Annotated in this window: 18 protein-coding genes and 1 pseudogene; 7 read left to right on the forward strand and 12 right to left on the reverse strand. The window is 73.3% G+C overall.

Annotated features, from left to right (window positions below; all coding sequences use genetic code 11):
- Positions 1–68 precede the first annotated feature (68 nt).
- Positions 69–668: a TetR/AcrR family transcriptional regulator gene (locus BXA10_RS04460; RefSeq protein WP_076468275.1), complete on the forward strand. Its 600-nt coding sequence runs from the start codon at positions 69–71 to the stop codon at positions 666–668.
- Positions 669–724: 56 nt separating this feature from the next.
- Here BXA10_RS04460 and BXA10_RS32005 read toward each other — a convergent pair whose 3' ends face one another.
- The gene (locus BXA10_RS32005; protein ID WP_245828129.1) at positions 725–3,361 is read right to left on the reverse strand and encodes a discoidin domain-containing protein; all 2,637 of its coding nucleotides are present in this window, start codon (positions 3,359–3,361) and stop codon (positions 725–727) included.
- 127 nt (positions 3,362–3,488) lie between these two features.
- Positions 3,489–4,769: pseudogene (locus tag BXA10_RS32680) on the reverse strand (discoidin domain-containing protein); the annotation flags it as partial.
- A gap of 150 nt (positions 4,770–4,919) precedes the next feature.
- On the opposite strand from BXA10_RS32680, the gene BXA10_RS04470 reads away from it, so the two are divergent.
- Positions 4,920–5,894 carry a LacI family DNA-binding transcriptional regulator gene (locus tag BXA10_RS04470; protein WP_076468276.1) on the forward strand — a complete coding sequence of 325 codons (975 nt, stop codon included), beginning with the start codon at positions 4,920–4,922 and terminating at the stop codon, positions 5,892–5,894.
- Positions 5,895–6,003: 109 nt separating this feature from the next.
- On the opposite strand, the gene BXA10_RS04475 is transcribed toward BXA10_RS04470, so the two are convergent.
- Positions 6,004–7,800, reverse strand: a complete 1,797-nt coding sequence (locus BXA10_RS04475; RefSeq protein WP_076467802.1) for an ABC transporter ATP-binding protein — start codon at positions 7,798–7,800, stop codon at positions 6,004–6,006.
- Positions 7,797–9,677: an ABC transporter ATP-binding protein gene (locus tag BXA10_RS04480; RefSeq protein WP_076467804.1), complete on the reverse strand. Its 1,881-nt coding sequence runs from the start codon at positions 9,675–9,677 to the stop codon at positions 7,797–7,799. The genes BXA10_RS04475 and BXA10_RS04480 overlap by 4 nt, the downstream gene beginning before the upstream one ends.
- Positions 9,678–9,892: 215 nt before the next feature.
- Here BXA10_RS04480 and BXA10_RS04485 point away from each other — a divergent pair, with 215 nt between their 5' ends.
- From BXA10_RS04485 to BXA10_RS04495, 3 genes are all read left to right on the forward strand, one after another.
- Positions 9,893–10,522, forward strand: a complete 630-nt coding sequence (locus tag BXA10_RS04485; RefSeq protein WP_076467806.1) for a TIGR03085 family metal-binding protein — start codon at positions 9,893–9,895, stop codon at positions 10,520–10,522.
- A gap of 124 nt (positions 10,523–10,646) precedes the next feature.
- Positions 10,647–11,588 (forward strand): terpene synthase family protein, encoded by a 942-nt coding sequence (locus BXA10_RS04490; protein ID WP_076467807.1) that lies wholly within the window; start codon positions 10,647–10,649, stop codon positions 11,586–11,588.
- A gap of 125 nt (positions 11,589–11,713) precedes the next feature.
- On the forward strand, positions 11,714–13,540 hold the full coding sequence (locus BXA10_RS04495) for an AMP-dependent synthetase/ligase (protein ID WP_076467809.1): 1,827 nt from the start codon (positions 11,714–11,716) through the stop codon (positions 13,538–13,540).
- A 54-nt stretch (positions 13,541–13,594) separates the two neighbouring features.
- Here the strand turns inward: BXA10_RS04495 and yczR are convergent, their stop codons facing one another.
- Positions 13,595–15,052 (reverse strand): MocR-like transcription factor YczR, encoded by a 1,458-nt coding sequence (yczR, locus tag BXA10_RS04500; protein WP_076467811.1) that lies wholly within the window; start codon positions 15,050–15,052, stop codon positions 13,595–13,597.
- Between the two features lie 58 nt (positions 15,053–15,110).
- Here yczR and yczE point away from each other — a divergent pair, with 58 nt between their 5' ends.
- Together yczE and BXA10_RS04510 are read left to right on the forward strand one after the other, a co-directional pair.
- Positions 15,111–15,764: a membrane protein YczE gene (gene yczE, locus BXA10_RS04505; RefSeq protein ID WP_076467813.1), complete on the forward strand. Its 654-nt coding sequence runs from the start codon at positions 15,111–15,113 to the stop codon at positions 15,762–15,764.
- 107 nt (positions 15,765–15,871) lie between these two features.
- A complete protein-coding gene (locus BXA10_RS04510) occupies positions 15,872–16,333 on the forward strand; it encodes a hypothetical protein (protein ID WP_076467815.1) in 462 nt (153 codons plus the stop codon).
- Positions 16,334–16,363: 30 nt separating this feature from the next.
- Here the strand turns inward: BXA10_RS04510 and hisF are convergent, their stop codons facing one another.
- The 7 genes from hisF to BXA10_RS04545 all read right to left on the reverse strand — a co-directional run bounded on the left by hisF (position 16,364) and on the right by BXA10_RS04545 (position 23,099).
- The gene (gene hisF / locus BXA10_RS04515) at positions 16,364–17,131 is read right to left on the reverse strand and encodes an imidazole glycerol phosphate synthase subunit HisF (RefSeq protein WP_076467817.1); all 768 of its coding nucleotides are present in this window, start codon (positions 17,129–17,131) and stop codon (positions 16,364–16,366) included.
- 139 nt (positions 17,132–17,270) lie between these two features.
- A complete protein-coding gene (locus BXA10_RS04520; RefSeq protein ID WP_076467819.1) occupies positions 17,271–18,275 on the reverse strand; it encodes an NADP-dependent oxidoreductase in 1,005 nt (334 codons plus the stop codon).
- A complete protein-coding gene (locus BXA10_RS04525; protein WP_076467821.1) occupies positions 18,272–18,697 on the reverse strand; it encodes an organic hydroperoxide resistance protein in 426 nt (141 codons plus the stop codon). Before BXA10_RS04525 ends, BXA10_RS04520 begins: the two co-directional genes overlap by 4 nt.
- Positions 18,698–18,703: 6 nt before the next feature.
- Positions 18,704–19,150, reverse strand: a complete 447-nt coding sequence (locus BXA10_RS04530) for a MarR family winged helix-turn-helix transcriptional regulator (RefSeq protein WP_076467823.1) — start codon at positions 19,148–19,150, stop codon at positions 18,704–18,706.
- A 125-nt stretch (positions 19,151–19,275) separates the two neighbouring features.
- On the reverse strand, positions 19,276–19,821 hold the full coding sequence (locus BXA10_RS04535) for a hypothetical protein (protein ID WP_245828130.1): 546 nt from the start codon (positions 19,819–19,821) through the stop codon (positions 19,276–19,278).
- A gap of 52 nt (positions 19,822–19,873) precedes the next feature.
- Positions 19,874–20,146, reverse strand: a complete 273-nt coding sequence (locus BXA10_RS04540) for a hypothetical protein (protein ID WP_076467827.1) — start codon at positions 20,144–20,146, stop codon at positions 19,874–19,876.
- A 202-nt stretch (positions 20,147–20,348) separates the two neighbouring features.
- Entirely contained in the window at positions 20,349–23,099 is a 2,751-nt protein-coding gene (locus BXA10_RS04545; RefSeq protein WP_076467829.1) for a helix-turn-helix transcriptional regulator, read from the reverse strand.
- Positions 23,100–23,171: the final 72 nt, after the last annotated feature.

A 23,171-nucleotide genomic window follows, 5' to 3' on the forward strand; every position in this document is an offset into this window, starting at 1 on the left:
CCGACGGGTTCCGCTCGCCGGGCCGGGGCCCCGGCGGGCGGAAGCGAGGAACGGAGTGAATGGCGGCGATGGCGCGACGGACCGGCCGGCGGCCCGGCAACCCGGACACCCGGGAGGCGATCCTCTCCGCGGCGCGGTCCGCGTTCGCCGAGCGGGGCTTCGCCGCGGCCTCCATCCGGACCATCGCCGCCGCGGCCGGGGTGGACCCGGCGCTGGTGCATCACTACTTCGGCAGCAAGGACCAGCTCTTCCTGGCCGCGATGCAGGCGCCGGTCGACCCCCGCGAGTTGCTCCCAGGGGTGCTCGCCGGTGACCGCGACGGCATCGGCGAGCGTCTGGTGCGCACCTTCCTCGGGGTCTGGGACTCCCCGGCCGGCACCGCCGGCGTGGCGCTGATGCGCTCGGCGGTGAGCAACGAGTGGACCGCCCGCCTGCTGCGCGAGTTCGTCGTCACCCAGGTGCTGCGCCGGGTGCTGGAGCACCTCGACATCGACCCGGCCGAACTGCCGCTGCGCGGGTCGTTGGTCGCCACCCAGCTGGTCGGGCTGGCGATGATGCGGTACGTGATCCGGCTGGAGCCGGTCGCCTCCGCCGACCCGGCGACCCTGGTCGCCGCCGTCGGCCCGACCGTCCAGCGCTACCTGGTCGGCGAGCTGGCCACCGGGTAGACCCGCCGTGCCGACGGGTGCGCCGGTCGCCGCAACGACGACCGGCGCACCGTCACTCAGCCCGCCGAGTTGTACGCCCGTGCCGATACCTGCACGCGGCCCCGCACGTCCAGCCGCGCCGGCCAGGCGATCTCCACCAGGCGCGACTCACCCGGCAGGAGCCAGAAGTAGTTCTCGTCGTACCGGGCCGGCAGCACCCGGTCGCCACGGGAGTCGCGCACGCTCAGCCGGACCAGCGCGGCCACCGTGTCGCCCTCGTTGCGCACCGTCGTGGTGACCGTGGCCCGACCGCCGCTGGTGCGTACCCCGCCGGTCTCCGTCGACAGGCGCGTGCGCCCGAGGTCGTTGAGCGCGCGCATCTCCTCGGCCGCGCCGTAGCGCCAGTAGGTGTTCTCGGAGAGCAGCCGGCCGCGGCTGTCGCGCAGTTCCAGCAGCACGAGGTGCAGCCCGGCGCCGTCCGGCGCGGGCACCGTGAACGCCGCCGAGGTGGCCGAGGCCGCCACGTCCACCCGCTGGCTCTGCGGCGTACCCAGCGACCGGCCCCGCAGGTCGTAGCGGCGGGCGGTGACGGTGGCGCCGGTGAGGGCCGTGGTGGTGTGGTTGACGGCCCGGACCCGCCAGGTGCCGGGGTCCGCCTGTACGTGCAGCGGCTCGCAGCCCTTGCGGGTGCCGAAGTAGGCGCCGTTCACGTCCAGGTCGTAGTCGTACGTCTGCCAGACGGTGCTGTGCCACGCCGGGTGCGACATCCACAGCAGCAGGCCGGTGGCGTCCTGCCACAGGTTGGCGTTCCACGCCTCGAACATGGCGCGGTGGCTCTCGTAGTTGACGAACTGCGCCCGGGTGGCGAACTCGTCGAGGGAGCCGGACTCGCCGAGCCGGGCGTCGATCGCCTCCTGGTACGTGTCGACGCGCTGGTTGCCGACGGTCGACCAGTCGTGGTGGTTCCAGACCACGCTCGGCGGCCACTCCGGCTCGTCGCCGACGAGGTTGCGCATGCTCTCGACGACCGAGACCACCGGCATGCCGATCTCGGTGTGGAAGCCGAAGGAGTCGGCCTCGTAGATCTTGTTGTCGACGTACGTCGCCGGGTCGACCCAGTGGTACGGCCCGCGCCCGCTGACGATGCCGCTCGCGGAGTTGGGGATGTAGAGGATCTCCGGGTGCTCGGTGGCGACCGCCTGCTTGAGTCCCGCGTCGACGATCGGCGGCGGGTCGCCCTCGTTGGCGCCGCACCAGACGACGATGCTCGGATGGTGGCGGTACCGCCGGATCGTGTCGGCGGCGATGTCGACGTAGCCGGGCGGGTTGGGCAGGAACTGGCCGGCCTGCCAGAAGTCGTTCCAGACGAGGATGCCCTGCTCGTCGCAGGCCTGGTAGAGCTCCTCGCGGTTGCTGCTGCCCAGCCAGTTGCGGATCATCGTGAAGTTCATGTCGCGGTGCATCTCGACCGTGTCGGCGAGCCGGTCGGGCAGCACCCGGCGCAGCAGCTCGTCCCAGCCCCAGTTGCCGCCGCGGGCGAACACCGGCACACCGTTCACGTTGATCTTTAGCTCGGTGATCTTGTTGCTCACCGACTTGACGTCGGTCCACCGCTGCCCGTCGTCGGAGACCTGGATGACGAAGTCGCGGGCGTACGCCTGCTCCCAGACGATGGCCACCTGGTCGAAGGTGGCCGGTTGGGCGAAGTCGACCTGGATCCACTGGCCGTCCTCCGCCTTCGACGCCCACCGGGTACGCGGGTTGCCGTCGACGGCCTGCTCGGGACCGGTGGAGTCGCTGTCCGCGGAGGACGCCTGCACGGAGGCGTGCAGGGCCAGATCGACGTCCGGTTCCGCCTGCCGCTGCACGGAGAGCGTCCACATCGACACGCCCCACGAGGTGGCCCGCGTACCGGCCTGAATGCGCAGGTGTCGCGCGGTCTGCTCGGGGAACGTCTCGACCTGGGTGGCCCGGCTGCCCAGCGGAGTCTCGTTGCTGACCGACTTCACGTCGGTGAAGGACTCCCCGTCGGTGGAGACCTGGACGCGGTAGTCGAGGGCGTACGCCTGTTCCCAGACGATGGTGACCCGGTCGAAGTCGACGGCCGCGCCGAGGTCGACCTGGATGTACTGGTCGTCCTCGTACTTCGAGGCCCAGCGGGTCGTGGGATCGCCGTCGACGGCGTTACCGGGCCCGTTGGTGTCGTTCTCGGAGCCGGAGGCGGTGGCGGCCTTCCCCCGGGCCAGGTCGGGGCCGTCACCCTCGGCGACCGACAGCGACCACATCGAGACGCCCCACCCGGTGGCGCGCCGGCCGGCCTGGATGCGGACGTGCCGGGCATGCTGGCGGTCGAAGGTGACGGTCTGCGTCGCCGCACCGTCGACGAAGTCCAGCGGGGGCGTGGCGGCGGGCGAGATCTGGATCGGCTGGTGCCAGTCGTAGCCGAACTCACGGATGCCGAACCGGACGCCACGGCTGTCGCTGGCCTTCCGCCCGACGGTGGCGGTGAGCTTCAGATCGTAAAGGTGTGGCTCGCCGTAGCCGTTGGGCCACCAGAGCCGGGGGTTGCGCAGCCGCAGCGCGTGGAAGCGCTCCGGCGTGAACTCCACGGTGGTGTTCCCGCCGGCGGGTACGGTCACCGTGGTCTCGACCTTGACCTTGTCGAACTCCGCGCGGACGGTCACGGTGGTGGCCGTGGCGGCCGCGTTGCGCACCCGGTACGGCGATGGTGACCTCGGCGGTGCCGGTACCCGGCAGGTCCGGCAGTGTGGTCTTGACGTACGGGTCGCCGAGGACGGCCGCGCCGGTGCTGCGGAGCCGGACGTGGTTCCAGATGCCGGTCACCCGGTCGCGGACCGCGGGCATCCAGTCCCAGCCGGAGACGGCGAGGTAGGTCGGCGCGTCGAGGTAGTGGTGGGCCGACTGGAGGAAGGTCCGGCCGTCGGCGCCCTTGTCGCCCGGAGTTCCCGGGTGCGGCATCGGGGTGACCTGGACGGCGACGACGTGCTCGGCGTGACCGGCGAGGGCGCCGGTGATGTCGAGGGCCGCCCGGGCGAACGGGTGCTTGACGTCGCCCACCCGCTTCCCGTTGACCCAGACGGCGGCCTCGTGGTTGACGCCGTCGAACTCGAGCCACACGTGTCGGCCGGCCGAGGTGTCCAGCCCGCGGGGCAGCCGCAGGGCACGGCGGTACCACCACGCATGCCGGGAGAGCGCCTCGGGGATGCGCATGTTGTTGAAGCCGGAGACCGGATCGGGCAGGTGGCCCCGCTCGACCAGGGTGCCCAGCACCGTGCCGGGCACGGTGGCGGGCAGCCAGTCGCGCACGTCGACGCCGCCGGTGGAGAGTTCGGCGCCGTCGGTGGTGCCGGCGAAGTCGTCCATCGTCAACGACCAGCCGGACTCCAGCGGCACGGTCCCGTCGGCGGCGACCTTCAGCTCGGGCGCGGGCCGGGTGTTGCCCCCCGCCCAGTCGGTCCAGCCCTCGGCCCGCGGCCGGGCGGCGAGGGCGGTGCCGTAGACCTGGAACCCGTTGAGCCCGACCGGGTTGCTGTTCGACCGCTTCGTGGCGGTCATCCGGATCCATCGCGCGGTGGCCGGCTCCGAGAGTCGGATGGCTTGGACGCCGCCCTTGCCCTCGGTGGTCTCGTACGCGGTCCGCCAGGTCTGGCCGTCGGAGGAGACCTCGAGCCGGTACGCCACGGCGACGCTGGAGAGGATCTCGTCGCCGTCGGTGTCGGTGTAGTTGCCGTCGAACGGCCCGTCGGCGAGGGTGGCCTCGAAGACCAGCGTCACCGCCTCGATCCGGCAGGGCGCCTGCAGGTCGACGGAGATCCACTGTGGGTCGCCGGCGGCGGCCCGCCAGCCGCTGCCGCGTACCCCGACCTGCGGCAGTCCGTCCACGGCGAATGCACCCGGCGTCGGCGCGTAGTCCGTCGAGGAGACGTTCACCGGCCGGTAGCGGGCCAGTTCGGTGGTCCCCGTTCCGCTCGGCGGCCCGGCGGGCCCGGCGGGCGCGGCGCTGGCGGCCCCGGGCAGCGCGGCGGCCACGCCGACCGAGGCGAGCAGCGTGGCGCCGGTGGACAGGAAGGTTCGCCGCGACATGGACGCGGGCTCGGACATGGTGCCTCCCCGATCTGACAACGTTGTCAGATCTTCGCGGGGAAAGATCAAATGTGTCAAGGAGTTGTTCCACGCTTGATCCACCCGTCGCACGGGGGCGGTAAGGTCTCGCAGGTGACCAGCGCTCCCGCCCGTACGAAGCGACCCACCATGGTGGACGTGGCCGCCCTCGCCGGCGTGAGCGTGAAAACCGTCTCCCGGGTAGTCAACAACGCGCCCTACGTGCAGCCGGAGGTGGCGCAGCGGGTCCTCGCCGCGGTAGCCGAACTCGGCTTCCGCCGCAACCACCTGGCCAGCTCGCTCCGCTCCGGCCAGGCCACGGCGACGATCGGGCTGCTCATCGAGGAGATCGCCAACCCGTTCTACGCCACCATCGCCGGCGCCGTGGCCGAGGTCGCCTCGGAGCACGACACGATGCTGCTCATCGCCAGCTCGGAGGAGAACCCGGCCCGGGAGCAGCAGTTGCTACGAGACCTGTGCGCCCGCCAGGTGGACGGCCTGCTCGTCGTACCCGCCGGCGAGGACCACGCGTTCCTGCGCAGCGAGGTGGAGCGCGGCACCCCGGCGGTGTTCCTCGACAGGCCGGCCGGCGGATTGCCGGCCGACACGGTGCTGATCGACAACCGGGGCGGGGCCCACGCCGGCGTCCGGCAGCTGGTCGAGCGTGGGCACCGCCGGGTCGGCATCCTGCTCGACTCCACCGCCATCTACACGATGCGGGAACGGCTGGCCGGCGCGCAGGACGCGCTCGCCGCCGCCGGGTTGGCGGACGACCGCCTGATCCGCTACGGCATCCGGGACCCGGAGACGGCCGCCCGCGTCGTCGGTGACCTGCTCGACGAGCCCGACCCGCCGACCGCCTTCTTCGCCCTCAACAACCGCATCTCGCTCGGCGCGGTCGAGGAACTCCACCGCCGGGGCAGCGACGCCGCCCTGCTCGGGTTCGACGACTTCGACCTGTCCCGGCTGCTGCCCTATCCGTTCACCGTGGTCGCCTACGACACCCGCACGCTCGCGCGGACGGCCGCCGAGTTGCTGTTCCGCCGGATCAAGGGCGACCGCTCCGCACCTCGCGACCTGCTGATCCCCACCGAACTCGTCAACCGCGGCCTGCCCCGGCACTGAGCCCCACGGCGGTTCCAACGAGGTGCCGGTGATTTGCGACGAGCAACTCGTCGTGGAGTACCACCCCCGCTGACTTCGCCGCCCCGGCACGGTCGAGACCCGTGCCGGATCAGCGGGTCTGCTCCAGCCACGAGGCGTAGAGCAGGCCGTAGGTCGACTCGGGGTCGCGGACCAGTTCGTCGTGCGGGCCGCGCTGCACGATCCGGCCCCGGTCGACCACGATCACCTCGTCCGCGGCCTGCGCGGTCGAGAGCCGGTGCGCGATGGCGAGCGTGGTCCGGCCCCGGGTCACCGCGTCCAGGGTGCGTTGCAGGCGCACCTCGGTGGCCGGGTCGACGGCGCTGGTCGCCTCGTCGAGCACCAGCAAATCCGGATCGGCCACGTAGGCGCGGGCCAGCGCCACCAGCTGCCGCTCCCCCACACTCAGCGCCTCGCCGCGCTCGCCGACCGGCGTGTCCAGCCCGGCGGGCAGACCGTCCAGCCAGTCGGCCAGACCCAGTTCGGTGAAGGCCGCCGCGAGCTGCTCGTCGGTGAGCTCCGGACGGGCGAACCGGACGTTCTCCCCCACCGTCGCGTCGAAGAGGAAGCCGTCCTGCGGCACCATCACCACCCGGGCCCGCAGCGAGGCGAACCGCACCTCGTTCAACGGCACCCCGGACAGCAGCACCGCGCCGTCGGTCGGGTCCATCAGCCGGGTGAGCAGTTTGGCGAACGTCGTCTTGCCGCTGCCGGTCTCGCCGACCACCGCCACCCGGCTCTTCGCCGGGATCTCCACGTCGATGTCGTGCAGCACCCGCGCGCCGCCCGGGTACGCGAAGCCCACCTCGGCGAAGCGGATGTCCAGCGGGCCCGACGGCAGCTCCCGCCCCTGCTCACCGGGGTCGGCCACGTCCGGCGCCACGTCGAGGACGTTCAGCACCCGCCGCCAGCCGGCGATGGCGTTCTGCGCCTCGTTGAGCACCTCGGTGGCGATCTGCACCGGCTGGATGAAGAGGGTGACCAGGAAGAGGAACGCGGTCAGCTGGCCGATGCTGAGCGTGCCCCCGACGCCGAGAACCACCCCGAGCGCCACCACGCCGGCCAGCGCCAGCCCGGCGGCCAACTCGCCGACCGAGCTGCCCATGATGCTGATCCGGATGGCCCGCTGCTGCGCCCGGCGCTGGCCGTCGATCGCCTCGTCGAGACGACGCGCGGTACGTCCCGCGATGCCGTACGCGCGGATCACCGGCGCGCCGACCACGCTCTCCCCGATCGCGCCCAGCAGCGCCCCGGTGCGCTGCCGGACGATGCCGTACGCGGTGCCGAGGCGACGCTGCAACGACCGGATCACGAAGATCGCAGGCAGGAAGGCGGCGAAGACCATCAACGTCAGCTGCCAGGAGTACGCCAGCATCACGATCGTGGTCACCACCAGCTGACCAAGATTGACCAGCAGGATCACCCCGCCCCACTGGAGGAACTGGGTGATCTGGTCGACGTCGCTGGTGACCCGCGAGACCAGCGAGCCACGCCGCTCGGACTGCTGGTGCAGCATCGACAGGTCGTGCACGTGCCGGAACGCCCGGATCCGGACGTTCGCCAGCGCGGTCTCGCTGACCGTGAACAGCCGGCGCATCATCAGGTAGCCGCAGAGTGTGGTCACTACCAGGATGGCGGCGGCGACCGCCACCACCGTCCAGACCACGTCCAGGTCGAGCCCGCCGACGATGCCGTTGTCGATGCCCTGCTGCACGGCGACCGGCACGGCGACCCGACCGACCATGTAGACCAGGGCGAGGGCGAGCGTACCGAGCAGCCCGGTACGCAACTCCGGAGAGAGCGCCAGGCCGCGCCGCAGGGTCTGCCAGGTCGTCTCGGTCGGCTCGGGCGCCTCCGCCTCCCGCCGCGCCGTGCTGCTCGCGCTCACCGGTCCACCTCGATCTCCAGGCCCGAGTGCAGCGGATCCGCCTCGGGGTCGTACGGCTGCTCCTGGACGCGTTCCACCTCGGCCTGCTCGTACGCGGTGACCAGGTCCGCGTAGCCGGGCACGGTGGCGAGCAGCTCGGTGTGGCTGCCGCGCGCCACCACGCGGCCCTGCTCGACGTAGATCACCTCGTCGGCCAGCGCGATGGTCGCCCGCCGGTACGCCACCACGAGGATGGAGGCGGGCGCGCCGCCGGACCGGTCGGCGGACCGCAACCCGGCCAGGATGGCGGCCTCCACCCGCGGGTCGACCGCGCTGGTGGCGTCGTCGAGCACGAGCAGCCGCGGCCGGCCCGCGAGGGCACGGGCCAGGGTGAGCCGCTGCCGCTGCCCACCGGAGAGCGAGGTGCCCCGCTCCCCGACCATGGTGTCCAGCCCGTCGGGGAGCGCGGCCACGAAGCCGTCCGCCTCCGCCAGCCGCAGCGCGGCCCACACGTCGTCGTCGCTGACGCCCGGGCGGTCCAGCGCGATGTTGGCCCGGACGGTGTCGTCGAAGATGAACGGCACCTGGGCGACCAACGCCGCGGTACGCGCCAGCGACGCGCTGGTCAGTTCGCGTACGTCCACACCGTCCAGGGTGACCGTGCCGGAGCGCGGATCCACCAGCCGTACGGCCAGCGAGGCGATCGTCGACTTGCCGGCACCGGTCGGTCCGACCAGCGCCACGGTCTTTCCGGCCGGCACGGTGAAGGAGACCTCGCCGAGCACCTCGGCGCCGGGCAGGTGCGCCTCGGCCGGCTCGTAGGCGAAGGACACGTCGCGGAAGGTGAGCGTGGCCGGCGCCGGGTCGGCCGGGTCGAGTTCACGGTCGCCGTACGGCATCTCGCCGGTCGCGTCAAGCACCCGGCGCAGCCGGTCCCAGCCGGCGACGCTGCGCGGCAGCTCGGCCAGCACCCAGCCGATCGCCCGCACCGGGAAGGCCAGCACGGTGAAGAGGAACGCCACGCTGACCAGGTCGGCGACGCCGATCGCGCCCTGCCGGAGCCGGAACGTGCCGACCACCAGGACGGCGAGGGTGCCGAGGCTGGGCAGGGTCTCCAGCATCGGGTCGAAGACGCCGCGCAGCCGGCCCACCGAGATGAGCGAGTCCCGCAGCTCGCCGGCCCGGCCGGCGAAGCGGCTGGTCTCCTGCGCCTCCCGCCCCATCGTCTTCACGACGAGCGCGCCGTCGAAGCTCTCGTGCGCGATCCCGCTGACCTCGGCCCGCAGCCGCTGGGCGCGCGCCTGCCGGGGCGCCATCCGGCGGGAGTAGACCACGTTCAGCACGAACAGCGCCGGGAACACGGCGAGCCCGACCAGGGCGAGCGCCCAGTCGGTGACGAAGAGCGAGGCGACCGCGCCGACCAGCATGACCAGCGTGCCCACCGCGAACGGCAGGGGCGCGATCGGGTACCAGGCGGCCTCGACGTCGGAGTTCGCGTTCGAGAGCAGCGTGCCGGTGGAGTTGCGGTGGTGCCAGGCCAGCGGCAGCTCCAGGTAGCGGCGGGTGACCCGGCGGCGGTACGCGGCCTGGAGCCGGTACTGCATGTAGCCGGCGCCGAGCCGGCGTCCGAAGATGCCCACCACCCGCAGCACGCTGATTCCGAACAGCGCCACCGCGGCCAGCGCCAGGGTGCCCGCAGCGACCGAACCGCGTTCGATCGACGGTACGACCACGTCCCCGACCACCGCGCCGACCACGTACGCGCTGGCGATCACCATGGATCCGAAGAGCACGCTGCCGGCGACCGCGACCGTGAAGATCCGTGGCTGCTCCCGGATGGCCCGCCCGAGAACCGCCAATCCCCGACCGACCACGTCCCGACTTGTACTGCCCGCCACGTTCTCCCCCGCCGTGAGCCCCGATTGTCTCCCCCATCCTTACCGGTCCGGGGGTGGCCCCGCCGTCCGCCCGGATATGTCGACGGTCACGTGGACGACCTCGTGTCGGATCGTGGCGGGTCCGGGACGCTGCGCCATCCCGGCCCCCTCCGCCGACGTGCCGATCCGCCGGTGGCGGGCGCGCCGAGGGCCGGGCAGCGGCTTACCATCGGGTCATGCCCCGGTACGCCCGGGCCGAGCGCGACGCGCTGGCCGATCTGATGCTGACCGTGGGGCCGGACGCGCCCACCGTGAACGAGGGCTGGTCGACCCGCGATCTGGCCGCGCACCTGGTCGTGCGGGAACGCCGGCCGGACGCCGCCGGCGGCATCATGCTCCCGCCGCTGCGCGACCACGGTGAACGGGTCCGCCGACGCGTCGCCGCGCGCCCCTTCGCCGAGCTGGTGGCCCAGGTGCGCCGGCCGCCGATCTGGAGTCCGGTCAGCAATCCGCTCACCGACGAGCTGGCCAACACGATGGAGTTCTTCATCCACCACGAGGACGTGCGGCGGGGCGGCGCGGACTGGTCGCCTCGCGACCTTCCCGCCGGGTTGCGGTCCGCGCTGTGGCGGCGGGCCGGCCCGCTGGCCCGGCTGGCGCTGCGCCGGTTTCCGGCGGAGGTCTACGTGCAGGCGCCCGGTCACGGGCAACTCTCGGTCGGGCGGGGCGGCGAGCAGCTGCGGCTGGTCGCGGCGCCCGGCGAACTCACGCTGTTCCTTTCCGGACGGCAACGGGTGGCCCGGGTGCAGTTGGACGGCCCGAGAGAGTTGGTCCAGCGGCTTCGCGGCGCCGACCTGGGGATATGACTGACTGCACATAATCGGTCACTCACCGACCGTCCCGCGATGTGCACCCAACGAACCGAACCGATCTCTGCTCCCGTACGCTTTCCCGCGTCGTTCGCTCCGCAACAGCGCGACTGGGGGCACCATGCGGACCTTCGCGGTCTCGGCGCTGCGGGAACCCCCCTTCCCCGCACGACGCCATGACACCACCGATCGGCTGGCGGGGGAGAGCACAGCCTGGGCGCTGAGCTTCGGGCTAATCGATTCCGGACATCGGTTGAGCCGGCTGCGCCGGGCCGACGCGGCCGGGCTGGCCGGGCGGGCGGCCCCCGACGGGCCGGTCGACGAGGTCCGCCTGCTGACCGACCTGATCTCCTGGCTGTTCGTCATGGACGACGCCTGCGACGAGGACGGCCTCGGCACCGCACCCACCCGGCTCGCACCGGTCGTGGCGGACCTGCTCGACGTGCTCGACCGGCACGGCGACGGCCCGGGGAGGCCGGACGACGGCCCGCTCGGCGCCGCGCTGCACGACCTCTGCCGCCGGGTACGCGCCCGCGGACGCTCGGCCCTGCTGCTGCGCTTCGTGAGCCGGGTACGGGACTACCTGCTCGCGCTGCTGTGGGAAGCGAGCAACCGGGAGCACGGGCGGGCCCCCGGGGTGGCCGAGTACGTACAGATGCGCCGGCACACCGGCGGCGTGCACCCCAGCTTCGCGCTGACCGACCTCGCCCTGGCCGGCCTGCCCGGCGCCACGGCGAGAACCGAGCCGACGCTGCTCGCCCTCGACACACTCGCGGCGGACCTGGTCTGCTGGTGCAACGACGTCTTCTCCTACTCGAAGGAACGCACCGCCCCGGACGGGCACAACCTGGTGACGGTGATCGCCCGCGAGTCCGGCCACGACGAGATTGCGGCACTGAGGGTGGCGGCGGAGCGATTCAACGAGGCGCTGTCGGCGTACCTGACGGCGGAGGCGAAGCTCCTCGCGGAGGGCGACCCCACGGTCCACCCGGTGCTCGCCGCCCGGCGCAACTGGATCCGGGCCACCTACGACTGGTCGCTCGTCGCCGCGCGGTACGCCTGAACGGCCGCTCCGCCTGCCCTCTCGGACGATCACCGGGGGTAGCCCCGGCCGGGGTGCCGCGCATACCCTTCGGTAACCACCATGACGTGACGATCGTCACGCCACACCCCGAAGGCGGCACAGCGATGGCTCTCGATGTACCGTACCGTTCCATCCCTGACATGTTCCTCAAGCGCGTGGCGGCGACCCCCGACCGTCAGGCCTTCGCCCACCCCGCCGCCGACGACTCCGGCCCCGTCTGGCTGACCTGGTCCCAGATGGGGCGGCGCGCCAAGGCGATCGCCGCCGGGCTGCACGGCCTCGGCGTGGGCTTGGAGAACCCGGTGGCGATCCTGGCCAACACCCGGATCGAGTGGGTGCTGGCGGACTTCGGGATCATGTGTGCCGGCGGCGCGACGACGACGGTCTATCCCACCACCGAGCCGGAGGACGCGATCCACATCGTCGCCGACTCGGGCTCGCGGGTGCTCTTCGCGGAGAACCCGGCGCAGGCCGCCAAGATCGCCGGCGCCGACCTGCCCGCGCTGACCCACGTGGTGCTCTTCGACGGCACGCCGGACCCGGCCGCCGCCCTCCCTCAGCTCACCCTCGCCGATCTGGAGGAGCGCGGCGAACGAGCCCTCGCCGCCGAGCCGGACCTGATCGACATGATCGTCGCCGGCATCGGGCCGGACCACCTGGCCACCCTCATCTACACCTCGGGCACCACCGGTCGCCCCAAGGGCGTCGAGTTGCTGCACGGCGGCTGGTGCTGGGAGGGTGTGGCGCAGGCCCACCTGGGACTGCTGCGCGAGGACGACCTCCAGTACCTCTGGCTGCCGCTGTCGCACTCGTTCGGCAAGACCCTGCTGTGCGGCGCGACCCACGTCGGCCTGCCGACGTACGTGGACGGTCGGGTGGACAAGCTGGTCGACCTGCTCGGCGTGATCCGGCCGTCGCTCATGTGCGGCGCACCGCGCGTCTTCGAGAAGGTCTACAACAAGTCGGTGACCACCGCGCAGAGCGGCGGCGGCGCGAAGGCGAAGATCTTCGCCTGGGCGGTCGAGGTCGGCAAGCGCAAGGTCGCCCTGGAGCAGGCCGGCAGCGCGGTTCCGGCCGGGCTGAGGTTGCGCTACCGGGTGGCCGAGAAGCTGGTGTTCAGCAAGCTCCAGGCCCGACTCGGCGGGCGGATCCGCGTACTGGTCTCCGGCGCCGCGCCGCTCAGCCCGGAGATCGCCACGTTCTTCGCCGCCGCCAACCTGCCGATCTCCGAGGGCTACGGTCTGACCGAGACCAGCGCCGGCAACTTCGTCAACCCGCCGGACGGGCTGCGCATCGGCACGGTCGGCAAGGCGATGGGCGACCTGGAGTGCCGGATCGACGCCGACGGGGAGATCCTGGTACGCGGCCGGCCGGTGATGCGCGGCTACCACAACCTGCCCGAGGAGACCGCGGCGGCGTTCACCGAGGACGGCTTCTTCCGCACCGGTGACATCGGCACGCTGGACGCCCAGGGCTACCTGCGGATCACCGACCGGAAGAAGGACCTGGTCAAGACCTCCGGCGGGAAGTACGTCGCCCCCTCTCACATCGAGGGGATGTTCAAGGCGATCTGCCCGTACACCTCGCAGGCGGTCGTGATCGGCCAGGCCCGCAACTACTGCACCATGCTGGTCACGCTCGACCCGGACGCGATCAAGGGTTGGGCGGCCGGCACCGAGCTGGCGGGACGCGACTACGCCGAGATCGTGGCCGCACCGGAGGCGCAGGCCATGGTCGAGGAGTACGTCGCCCAGCTCAACAGCAAGCTCAACCGCTGGGAGACCATCAAGAAGGTCACCATCCTGCCGCGGGACCTGACCATCGAGGACGGCGAGATCACCCCCTCGCTGAAGATCAAGCGTCGCGGGGTGGAGACCAACTTCGCTTCCGAAATCGACAAGATGTACGCGGGTACGCTCGCCGAGCTCTGAACCGGTCGCCGCCGGCCCTCCTCACCGCATCTGCGGGCGGGGGCCGGCGGCGGTTCAGGCGATGACCGCCGGTTCCCGCCACTGTGGACGGGCGGCGCGATCCAGGTCGTAGCGTACTGCGGCGATCCGGCCGACCGCGTCGACGAGCTCGGCCGCCGGCAGGGTGAACGGCAGCCGGAGGAACCGCTCCAGGGTGCCGTCCAGGCCGAACCGGGGACCCGGTGCCAGCCGTACGCCGACCTCCTCCGCGGCCCGGGCCAGCGCGCTGGAGATCGGCCCGTCGAGCTCCGCCCAGAGCGTCACCCCGCCGCGCGGCACGGTGACCCGCCAGTCCGGCAACCGCTCGGTGAGCGCGCCGAGGAGGGCGTCACGCTGGACGGTGAGCTGCGCCCGGCGTTCCGCCACGATCGCCGGCGCCTCAGCCAGCAGGTGCACCGCCACCAGCTGGTCCAGCACCGGACTGGCCATGTCCACGCCGACGCGTGCCGCGGCCAGGCGCTGCACCTGCGGGGCGGAGGCGCGTACCCAGCCGATCCGCAGACCACCCCAGTACGGCTTACTCATCCCGCCGATCGAGATCACGCGGGAGTGCCGGTCGAACGTCGCCACCGGAGGCGGCAGCGGCGTGCCGTCCAGCGGCAGGTCCACGAAGGACTCGTCGACCACCAGGTCGGTGCCCGCGGCGTGGGCGGCGGCCACCACCCGCTCCCGCAGGTCGGCCGCCATCAGGTGCCCGGTCGGGTTCTGGAACTCCGGGATCAGGTACGCCAGCTTCGGCCGGCCCTGCCGGATGCTGCCGAGCAGCAGGTCCGCGTCCCAGCCGGCGCCGTCCGAGGCGAGCCCGTGGGTGGCGATCCGGGCCCGGCGGGCGGCGAGCGCGGCCAGCGCGTTCGGGTAGGTGGGCGACTCGACCAGCACGCCGGCGCCGGGCGAGACGGCGAGCCGCAGCACCAGGTCGAGGGCGTGCTGGGTGCCGCTGGTGACCATGATCTGGTCGGGTGAGGTCGGCAGGCCCCGGTCGGTGTAGCCGCGGGCGACCGCCTCGCGCAGCTCGACGATCCCCGTCGGGTGGTACCCGGCCCCAGCCAGGTAGCGGGGCAGGTCCTCGGTGGCGGCCCGGGCGGCCGGCACCAGCTCCGCCGGTGCGGCCAGCGCGGCCACCCCGAGGTCGATCATGTCGACGTCGTCCTGGGGCGTCCACAGCCCGGAGCTGGTCACCCGGTGGGTGCCGGGGAGCATGGTCCAGCTGCCCGCTCCCCGCCGGCTGGCCAGGTGCCCGCTCTCCCGCAACTGCCGGTATGCCGCGGTGACGGTGGTCCGGCTGATCTTCAGCGCCTCGGCCAGTTCCCGTTCGGCGGGCAGGCGTACGCCCAGCGGCAGCCGGCCGTCGGCGAGCAGTCCGCGGACCGCCCCGGCGAGCGCGGCGTAGTCGGGGCTGCGGCGACGACCGGGTAGCGAATGCCACTGCCCGAGCAGTCGGGCCAATTGGACTCCTCGAACCTGACTTGTCATAGCCACCTCCCCCAGATTGGCTCTATCACTCGAAGAATTGGCACCTAGGGTGGCATGCATGGCAGCGATTGGCAATCTACGGAACCGGCCGGTCCGCCGACTGACCCAGCTCTTTCTGGGCCTGGCCCTGTACGGCATCAGCATGGCGCTGATGATCCGGTCCGGGCTGGGCCTCAACCCCTGGGACGTGTTCCACCAGGGGCTCTCCGAGCGCACCGGGCTCTCCTTCGGCACCGTGACCATCGCCGTCGGCGCGGTCGTCCTGCTGCTCTGGATCCCGCTGCGGCAACGCCCCGGCCTCGGCACCGTCAGCAACGTGGTGGTCATCGGGCTGGTCGTGGACGCGACGCTCGCGCTGCTGCCGGCGGGCGGGCCACTATGGATCCGAATTGGACTGCTGATCACCGGGATCGTGGCCAACGGCGCGGCCACCGGCCTGTACCTCGGCGCCCGCCTCGGCCCCGGCCCGCGCGACGGTCTGATGACCGGCTACGTGGCCCGTCGGCCGAACCGCTCCATCCGGCTGGTGCGCACGGTGATCGAGATCACGGTCCTGGCCCTGGGGTTCCTTCTCGGTGGCACGGTCGGCCTCGGCACGGTGGCGTACGCGCTCGCCATCGGGCCGCTCGCCCAGCTCTTCGTACCGATGTTCGCCGTTGCGCAGCCCGGAGACGTCGGCACCGGGCGGGTGGCCACGCAGACGGCGGGATGAGCGCCGCCGCCGGTCGGCCGCCTGCCGGCAGCAGCGTGTTCACCGGCGGGAAGCGCGGCCGACGATCAAGTGTTTCCTTCCGCGATCCGGACCGGCATCATCTCTGCATGGGGGAGAACGGATGGCGCTGGAGCGACGCCTGGATCTTCGTGTCGTTGGTCATCGCGAGCGGCGCCGGTCGGCACCGCCGGTCCGCGTCCAGCCGGCGCCCCGAGGGCGTACGCCTGGCCGACGTGCTCTCCACCGCCGACCACCTGAACCGGGCGATCCCGCAACGGGGCGAGGTCGAGACGGCGGTGCGCCGGCTGCTGGGCGCCGGTCTGGTCAGCGTCAGCGACGGCTGGTTCCGGATCACCGCCGACGGTGAACGGCTCTGGCGCGGCCGGCCGAGTGCCGGGGTGGCGACCACCGTGGACACCGTGCAGGGCGTGCTGGACCGGCGGCACACGCCGGGCAGCGCCGACTGGACGCTGGACGAGGCCGACCACGCGGCGGCCGTGCAGGAGTACCTGGTGCGCTCGATCCCGAGCCCACGCCGCTCGCCCGAGGGGCACCCGGACCGCGACTGAGCGCTCGACCGGGGCGTCCCGGGCCGGAGGTCAGCGGACGGGGTGGCCGTCTCGGCGCAGCGCGTCCTTCACGTCGGCGACGGTCAGCTCACCGAAGTGGAAGACGCTCGCGGCGAGCACCGCGTCCGCGCCGGCGCCGATCGCCGGGGGGAAGTCCGCCGCCTGTCCGGCGCCACCGCTCGCCACCACCGGCACGTCCACCACGTGCCGGACCGCCCGGATCAGCTCCAGGTCGAACCCAGCCCTGGTGCCGTCGGCGTCCATCGAGTTGACCAGCAGTTCCCCGGCGCCCAACTCGGCGGCCCGGCGGGCCCAGTCGACCGCGTCGATGCCGGTGCCCCGGCGGCCGCCGTGCGTGGTCACCTCGAACCCGCTGGCGGTGGCGCCACCCGGCGCGCGGCGTACGTCCAGCGAGAGCACCAGCACCTGCCGGCCGAACCGGTCGGCGATCTCGGCGATCAACTCCGGGCGGGCGATCGCCGCGGTGTTCACCCCGACCTTGTCCGCACCGGCGCGCAGCAGGGTGTCCACGTCGGCGACGCTACGTACGCCGCCGCCGACGGTGAGCGGGATGAAGACGGATTCGGCGGTGCGCCGCACCACGTCGAGCATGGTGCCGCGGTCGCTGCTCGACGCGGTGACGTCGAGGAAGGTCAGCTCGTCCGCGCCGGCGCGGTCGTACGCCGAGGCCAGCTCCACCGGGTCGCCGGCGTCGCGCAGATCGACGAAGTTGACTCCCTTGACCACCCGCCCGGCGTCCACATCCAGGCAGGGGATGACCCGTACCGCCACCGTCATGCCGCCGAGCCTATCCTTCCGCACCGGGCCGGCCACGCGCCGAGCGCGTCGCGCGTGCCACCAGCGGTGTGAACCCCGCCACCGGCTGCGCCGGGAGGGGCCCCTTCGTCACCGGAAACGGTGGGAAGGGGCCCTTACCTCACAGGCGGACCAGCATCTTGCCGAGGTTGTCCCCGCGCAGCAGGCCGAGGAACGCCGACGGGGCGTTCTCGACACCGTCCACGACCGTCTCGTCGTACGACACGCGCCCCTCCCGCAGCCAGCCGGCCATCTCCTGGACGAACTGGTCGCGCAGGCCCTGATGGTCGCCGGCCAGGAAGCCGCGCACGGTGAGGCGCTTGCCGATCACCTGCGCCAGGTTGCGTGGCGCGGCCGGCGGCACCTCGTCGTTGTACTGGGCGATCATGCCGCAGAGCGCCACTCGCCCGTGCGGCCGCAGCGCCGAGATCGCGGCCTCCAGATGGTCGCCGCCCACGTTGTCGAAGTAGACGTCGATCCCCTGCGGGGCGGCCACCTTCAGCGACTCACGGATCGGGCGGTCGTGGTAGTCGAACGCCGCGTCGAAGCCGAGCGCGGTCAGCCGCTCGACCTTCGCGGCCGAGCCGGCGCTGCCGACGACCCGGGCGGCGCCCCGGAGCTTGGCGATCTGCCCGACCAGGCTGCCCACCGCGCCGGCCGCGGCGGAGACGAAGACCGTCTCCCCCGGCCGCATCCCGGCCACCTCCAGCAGCCCGGCGTACGCCGTCAGCCCCACCATGCCGAGCACGCCGAGGTAGGCGCTCACCGGCGCCAGGTCCGGGTCGACCTTCCGGGCGGAATGCGCGTCGACCAGGGCGTACTCGCGCCAGCCGAGCCCGTGCAGCACGGTGTCGCCGGGGGCGAAGCCGTCGGCCTCGCCGGCCACCACCTCGCCGACCGCGCCGCCGTCCAGGGGCGCGTCGAGCGCGTACGGCGCGACGTACGACTTCGCGTCGTTCATCCGGCCGCGCATGTACGGGTCGACCGACATGTACCGGTTGCGGACCAGGAGTTGCCCCGGCCCGGCCTTCGGCACCTCGGTCTCGACCAGCCGGAAGTTCTCCGCCGTCGGCCAGCCCTGTGGGCGGGACGCCAGGTGGATCTCCCGGTTCACCGTCGCGGTCACGCCGCGGCCCGGAGCCGGAGCGCGACCTCGACGTTGCCGCGGGTGGCGTTGGAGTAGGGGCAGACCTGGTGCGCCTGGGACATCAGCTCCTCGGCGGCCGCCCGCTCGACGGCGGGCAGGTCGACGACGAGCGCGACGGTCAGCCCGTAGCCGCCCGCGCCGTTCGGACCGATGCCCACCTCCGCCTCGACGGCGGAGTCGGTCACGTCCGCCTTCGTCCCGCGGGCCACGGCCCGCAGCGCGGAGTGGAAGCAGGCCGCGTAGCCGGCGGCGAAGAGCTGCTCGGGGTTGGCGCCGCCACCGGCGCCGCCCATCTCCTTGGGAGGCACGAGGTCGAGGTCGAGGATGCCGTCGGCGGTCCGGACGTGGCCGCTGCGGCCGTCACCGGTGGAGGTGGCGGACGCGGTGTAGAGCACCTGCATGAGGGGTCACTGCTCCTTCTGTCGGTGGACGGTCTCGGTGACCCGGGTGAGGGTGTCGCGGAGGGCGACCAGCTCGGCCTCGGAGAGCCCGGTGGCCCGGGCGATCCGGAGCGGCACGTCCTCCACCCGTTGCCGCAGCGCCCGGCCGGCGTCGGTCAGTTCCACCTCGACCCGTCGCTCGTCGCGCGTCGACCGCCGCCGGACCACCAGGCCCGTCTCCTCGAGCCGCTTGAGCAGCGGGGAGAGGGTGCCGGAGTCCAGCCGCAGCTCGGCGCCGAGATCGGAGACGGTGCGGGGGTCGCCGTCGTGCTCCCACAGCACCAGCAGGACGAGGTACTGCGGGTAGGTCAGCCCGACGGCGTCGAGGATGGGCCGGTAGACGTCGGTCATGGCCCGCGACGCCGCGTAGAGCGCGAAGCACACCTGACGGCGCAACACCAGGTCATCGGTCACCCCAGAAAAGTAGCGCGCAACTAAATTGTGCGCAACCCTTCCTGTTCGATCGCCGACCACCGATCTGCTCCCGGCCACGCCGCCGCCGGGGAACCGTCCGGCTCGACCTGTCGGTCCCCCCCGGTTCAGATCCGGCCGGCCACCGTGCCGGCGATCCGCTCCAGCGGCTCGCGGTTCTCCTCCGGGTCGTTGAGCCGGACCAGACGCACCGCCACCCACAGCCCGGAACGGTTGACGAAGGCCGCCTCGAAGCTCACGTACGTCTCGTCACCGACGCCGGCCAGCGGTCGCAGCTCGTGGCCGAGCTCCCGCTCGATGTCGAGGTACTTCTTCGCGCCGTCACCGACGAAGACCTCCACCTGGGCCGTCGGCCCGCTCGCCGGGGCGGTGTAGGTGCACGACTCGCGTACCGGCACGGCGTCGTCCAGCTTGGTGCCGGCCAGCTCCTCCGCCTCCTTCTTCGTCACCAGGGCGCACACGTCGACGGCGGCCGGCGCCTGCGTGGTGGGCGAGGGCTCGTCACTGGTGGCCGGCGCCTCGGGCAGCGGCGCCTCGACCGCCGCCGGTGGCACGTCGTCCCCGCCGGAACCGCAGCCGGCCGCCGAGCCGACCAGCAGGGGCAGCAGACCGGCCAGCAGCAGGGCGGCCATCCGCGGGCGGAGCTGTCTCATCAGGACCTCCAAGACGGTTCAGGCGGGGGCGGGACATCAGTGGGCCGGCCGGTCACGACGGGTCACCCGGCGCTGCCGTGCCCTCCGGCGCGACGATCCACTCGGCCGTGCCCAGCCGGTCCACCCGCCACCCGGCGGCGGCCGCCACCGCGGCCACCGTCTCGGCGTCGGGCCCCTCGACCAGGGCGAGCACCACGTCGTCGGCCGGGATCCACACGGCGCCCCGAAGTCGGGTCGTGCCGGTGGTCAGCGCACCGACCGGCTCGTCGGCGGACTCTCCCGGAACGCGGTCGTAGCGCTCGAGGACGAAGAGTCGACTGGACATGCGTCGACGCTAGGCCCGCATGCGGGCCGGGTAATCGGGCGTTTCCCTATCCTTCGACGGCCACCTGCGACGTCGTCCGCTGGGCGCTCGGCGGGGCGCCGCATCGCCGCCGCGCCGGCGCGCGCCCCGGCGATCGTGCTGGCGCAGGCCCGTCCCTGCCCGTGGCCCGACACCGCGGCAAGCAGCCGCGCCCCGCCGGTGCTCAGCCGTCGCCGATCACCCCACGGGCCATCGTGGCGCCCAGCTCGGCGCGGCTGGTCACCCCGAGCTTCCGGTAGATCCGGGCGAGGTTGGCCTCGACCGTCTTCGGGCTGATGAAGAGTGTGTCGGCGATGACCCGGTTGGTCCGGCCGGCGGCCGCGAGGCGGGCCACCTCCAGCTCGGTGCCGGTGAGCTGACGCGGCGCGACCCGGCCGCCGGTGCGTTCCGCCTCGGCGCGGGCACGGGCGGCCAACGCCTCCGCGCCGAGCGCGTCGAACTCGGCCGCGGCTCCGGTCAGCGCGTCGCGTGCCTCCCGCCGCCGGCGTATCCGCCGGTACGCGACGCCGGCCACCAGCAGGCAGCGAGCCCGGTCCAGCGGGAGCACGTCGGCGGGTACGGCCGCCCGGGCGGCGTCCAGCTCCACCAGCGCGTCGGACGGGTCACGCCCGAGCGCACCGTCGAGCAACACCCGGCTGCGGGCCAGCCCCAGGGCGGTCCACGGCCGGGGCAGCCGCCGGTGCCGTACCGCCAGCCGCTCGAGGACCGCCTCGGCGGTGGCCAGGTCACCGGCCCCGACGCAGGCCTCCAACCAGTCCGGTTCGAAACGCTGGGCCAACGGCTCGACCAGTCCCAACTCGTCCACGGTGGCCGCCAGCACGCCGAAGTGCCGGGCCGCCTCCGGCAGCCGCCCCCCGGTCAGCGCCGCGTAGCCGGCGAGCTGGGTGTGGATCCGGAGCCGCCACCGATCGTCCAGCTCGTCGGCGCGACCCAAGCCCTCCACGGCGATCCGGGTGGCCTCCTCCAACCGTCCTCGGTACGCCAGCAGCAGACCCTCCAGCCACTCCACCCCCGCCGAGTCGGCACCGTACTGCTCGCCCAGTTCGCGCGCCTCGGCGATGTGGGTGGCGGCGTCCGCCCACCGGCCGGCGAGCAACTCGGTCTCGCCGAGGTGACACAGCAGTTCGTGCTGGGACGGCTCGTCGCCGCGCCCGACCGCGCGGTTCAGCAACCAGTGCAGCCGTTCACGGGCCCGCTCGTGCTCGTCCAGCCCCCTCCACCAGATCGCCGGCACGGTCCCGGCCAGCCAGGACGGCTCATCCCCTTCCGCCGCCAACGCCTGCTCCAGCAGCTCCGTCCGCGCGGTGAGACCCGCCCGTACCTCGTTGAAGAACAGGAGCATCAACGCCGCGGCGTACACCGGGCGGTCGTCGGGGCTACCCGCCAGCAGCGCGGCGGCGTGTTCCGCGTGCCGCCGAGCCGGGTCCGGCGCGTCCTCGAACATGCCGAGGTGCGCGTGGATACGCCCGGCCAGCGCCGTGTCGGGCGGGGCGGCGGCCAGCGCCCGTTCGGCGATCGCCATGATCTTCTCGGGTGATTCGTCCGCACTCCAGCCGATCACGGCCCGAAGCAACAGCGCCTCACCCCGCGCCGGCCCGGTCAGCTCCTCGACCGCCTGTTCGGCCGCGACGCGGGCGGCGGCGTAGTCGCCACTGTCGTACCTGCACTGCGCGGCGGCCAGTCGCCAGCGGGCGTGCTCCGCGACGGTCTCCGGCGGGCCGAGGCGCGCTGCCGTGTCGTACAGCCCCGCGGCGATCTCCGGGGCGCCCCGGGCCTGCTGGCGGGCGGCGGCGGCCGCGATCTCCGCCGCCGCCTCCGGAGCCGGCGCGCTCGTGCACCGGGCCAGTTGCCGGGCCCGCTCGTCCGGGTCCCGTGCGGTGTCGGCGAGCAGCCGGTGCAGGCGCCGACGCACCCCGGTGGGCACGTCGGCACGGACCGCCGCGGCGTAGACCGGGTGCGCGAAGCTCACGTCCTCCCCGGCCACGGCCACCAGCCCCGCCTCCTCCGCGGGATCGAGATCGGCGGCGGCCACCCCGGCCCGGGCCAGCCCGTCCAGAGTCGGTACGCCGGAGAGCGCGGCGAGCCGGATCGCGTGCCGGGTCGGCGGCGGCAGGGCGGCCAGCCGGTCGGCGATCAGGTGCCGCAGCGACGGCGCGGCCGGTAGATCCGCACCCGGGGCCGGCTGCTGTGGCAGCCGCAGCACCGCCCGGGCCAGCTCGATGGCGAGCAGTGGATTGCCGCCGGACTCCTCGGCGATGCGGACCAGCAGCGGCCGGGGCAGGGCGGTGCCGGTCGCCGCGCGCAGCACGTGGTGGAGCGCGCCCACGCCGAGCGGGCCGACGGTGACCCGGTCCAACAACGCGCCGGTGGCGCCGTGGTCGAGGCCGAGCGGTGCGGGCATCGCCTGCGGTCGATCTGATCGCGCGGTGACCAGCACGGCGATCCTCGGCACCACGCGGCGCAACGCGAAGCGCAACGCCCGCTCGCTCGGCGGGTCCAGCCACGGCGCGTCGTCCACCGCGACCAGCACGTGGGGCCGTTCCGGCCTGGCGACCGCCTCGAACAACGCCCGGGTGGCCGCGGCCACCGCCCGCTCGTCCACCGGCTCGGTCACCTCGCCGGAGAGCAGCACCCCGGCCAGGGCCGTGCGCTGCGGCGGCGGTAGCTCCGCCGCGCGGTCGGCGAGGGGCGCGAGCACGTCGGCCAGCGCGGCGAAGGGCAACGCCCGCTCGGCCTCCGTCGGCGCGCAGCACAACAACAGCCAGCCGTCCCCGGCGGCGGCGTCGAGCAGCGACCGGTGCACCGCCGTCTTGCCGATGCCGGCCGGCCCCTCCAGGAGCACCGGCCGACCGTCGTCCAGGGACCGCCGGGCCTGACCCAGCACAACGTCCCGGCCGATGACCACCCCGCCCACCCGGTCAGTCTCGCAGCCGGTGGGCCGGCCGGTCGAGCACCGTGCAGCGGGTCGGACGGTGTCGTCCGGACG

Origin of the sequence: Micromonospora avicenniae (assembly GCF_900156065.1) — a bacterium.
Lineage (GTDB): Bacteria > Actinomycetota > Actinomycetes > Mycobacteriales > Micromonosporaceae > Micromonospora > Micromonospora avicenniae.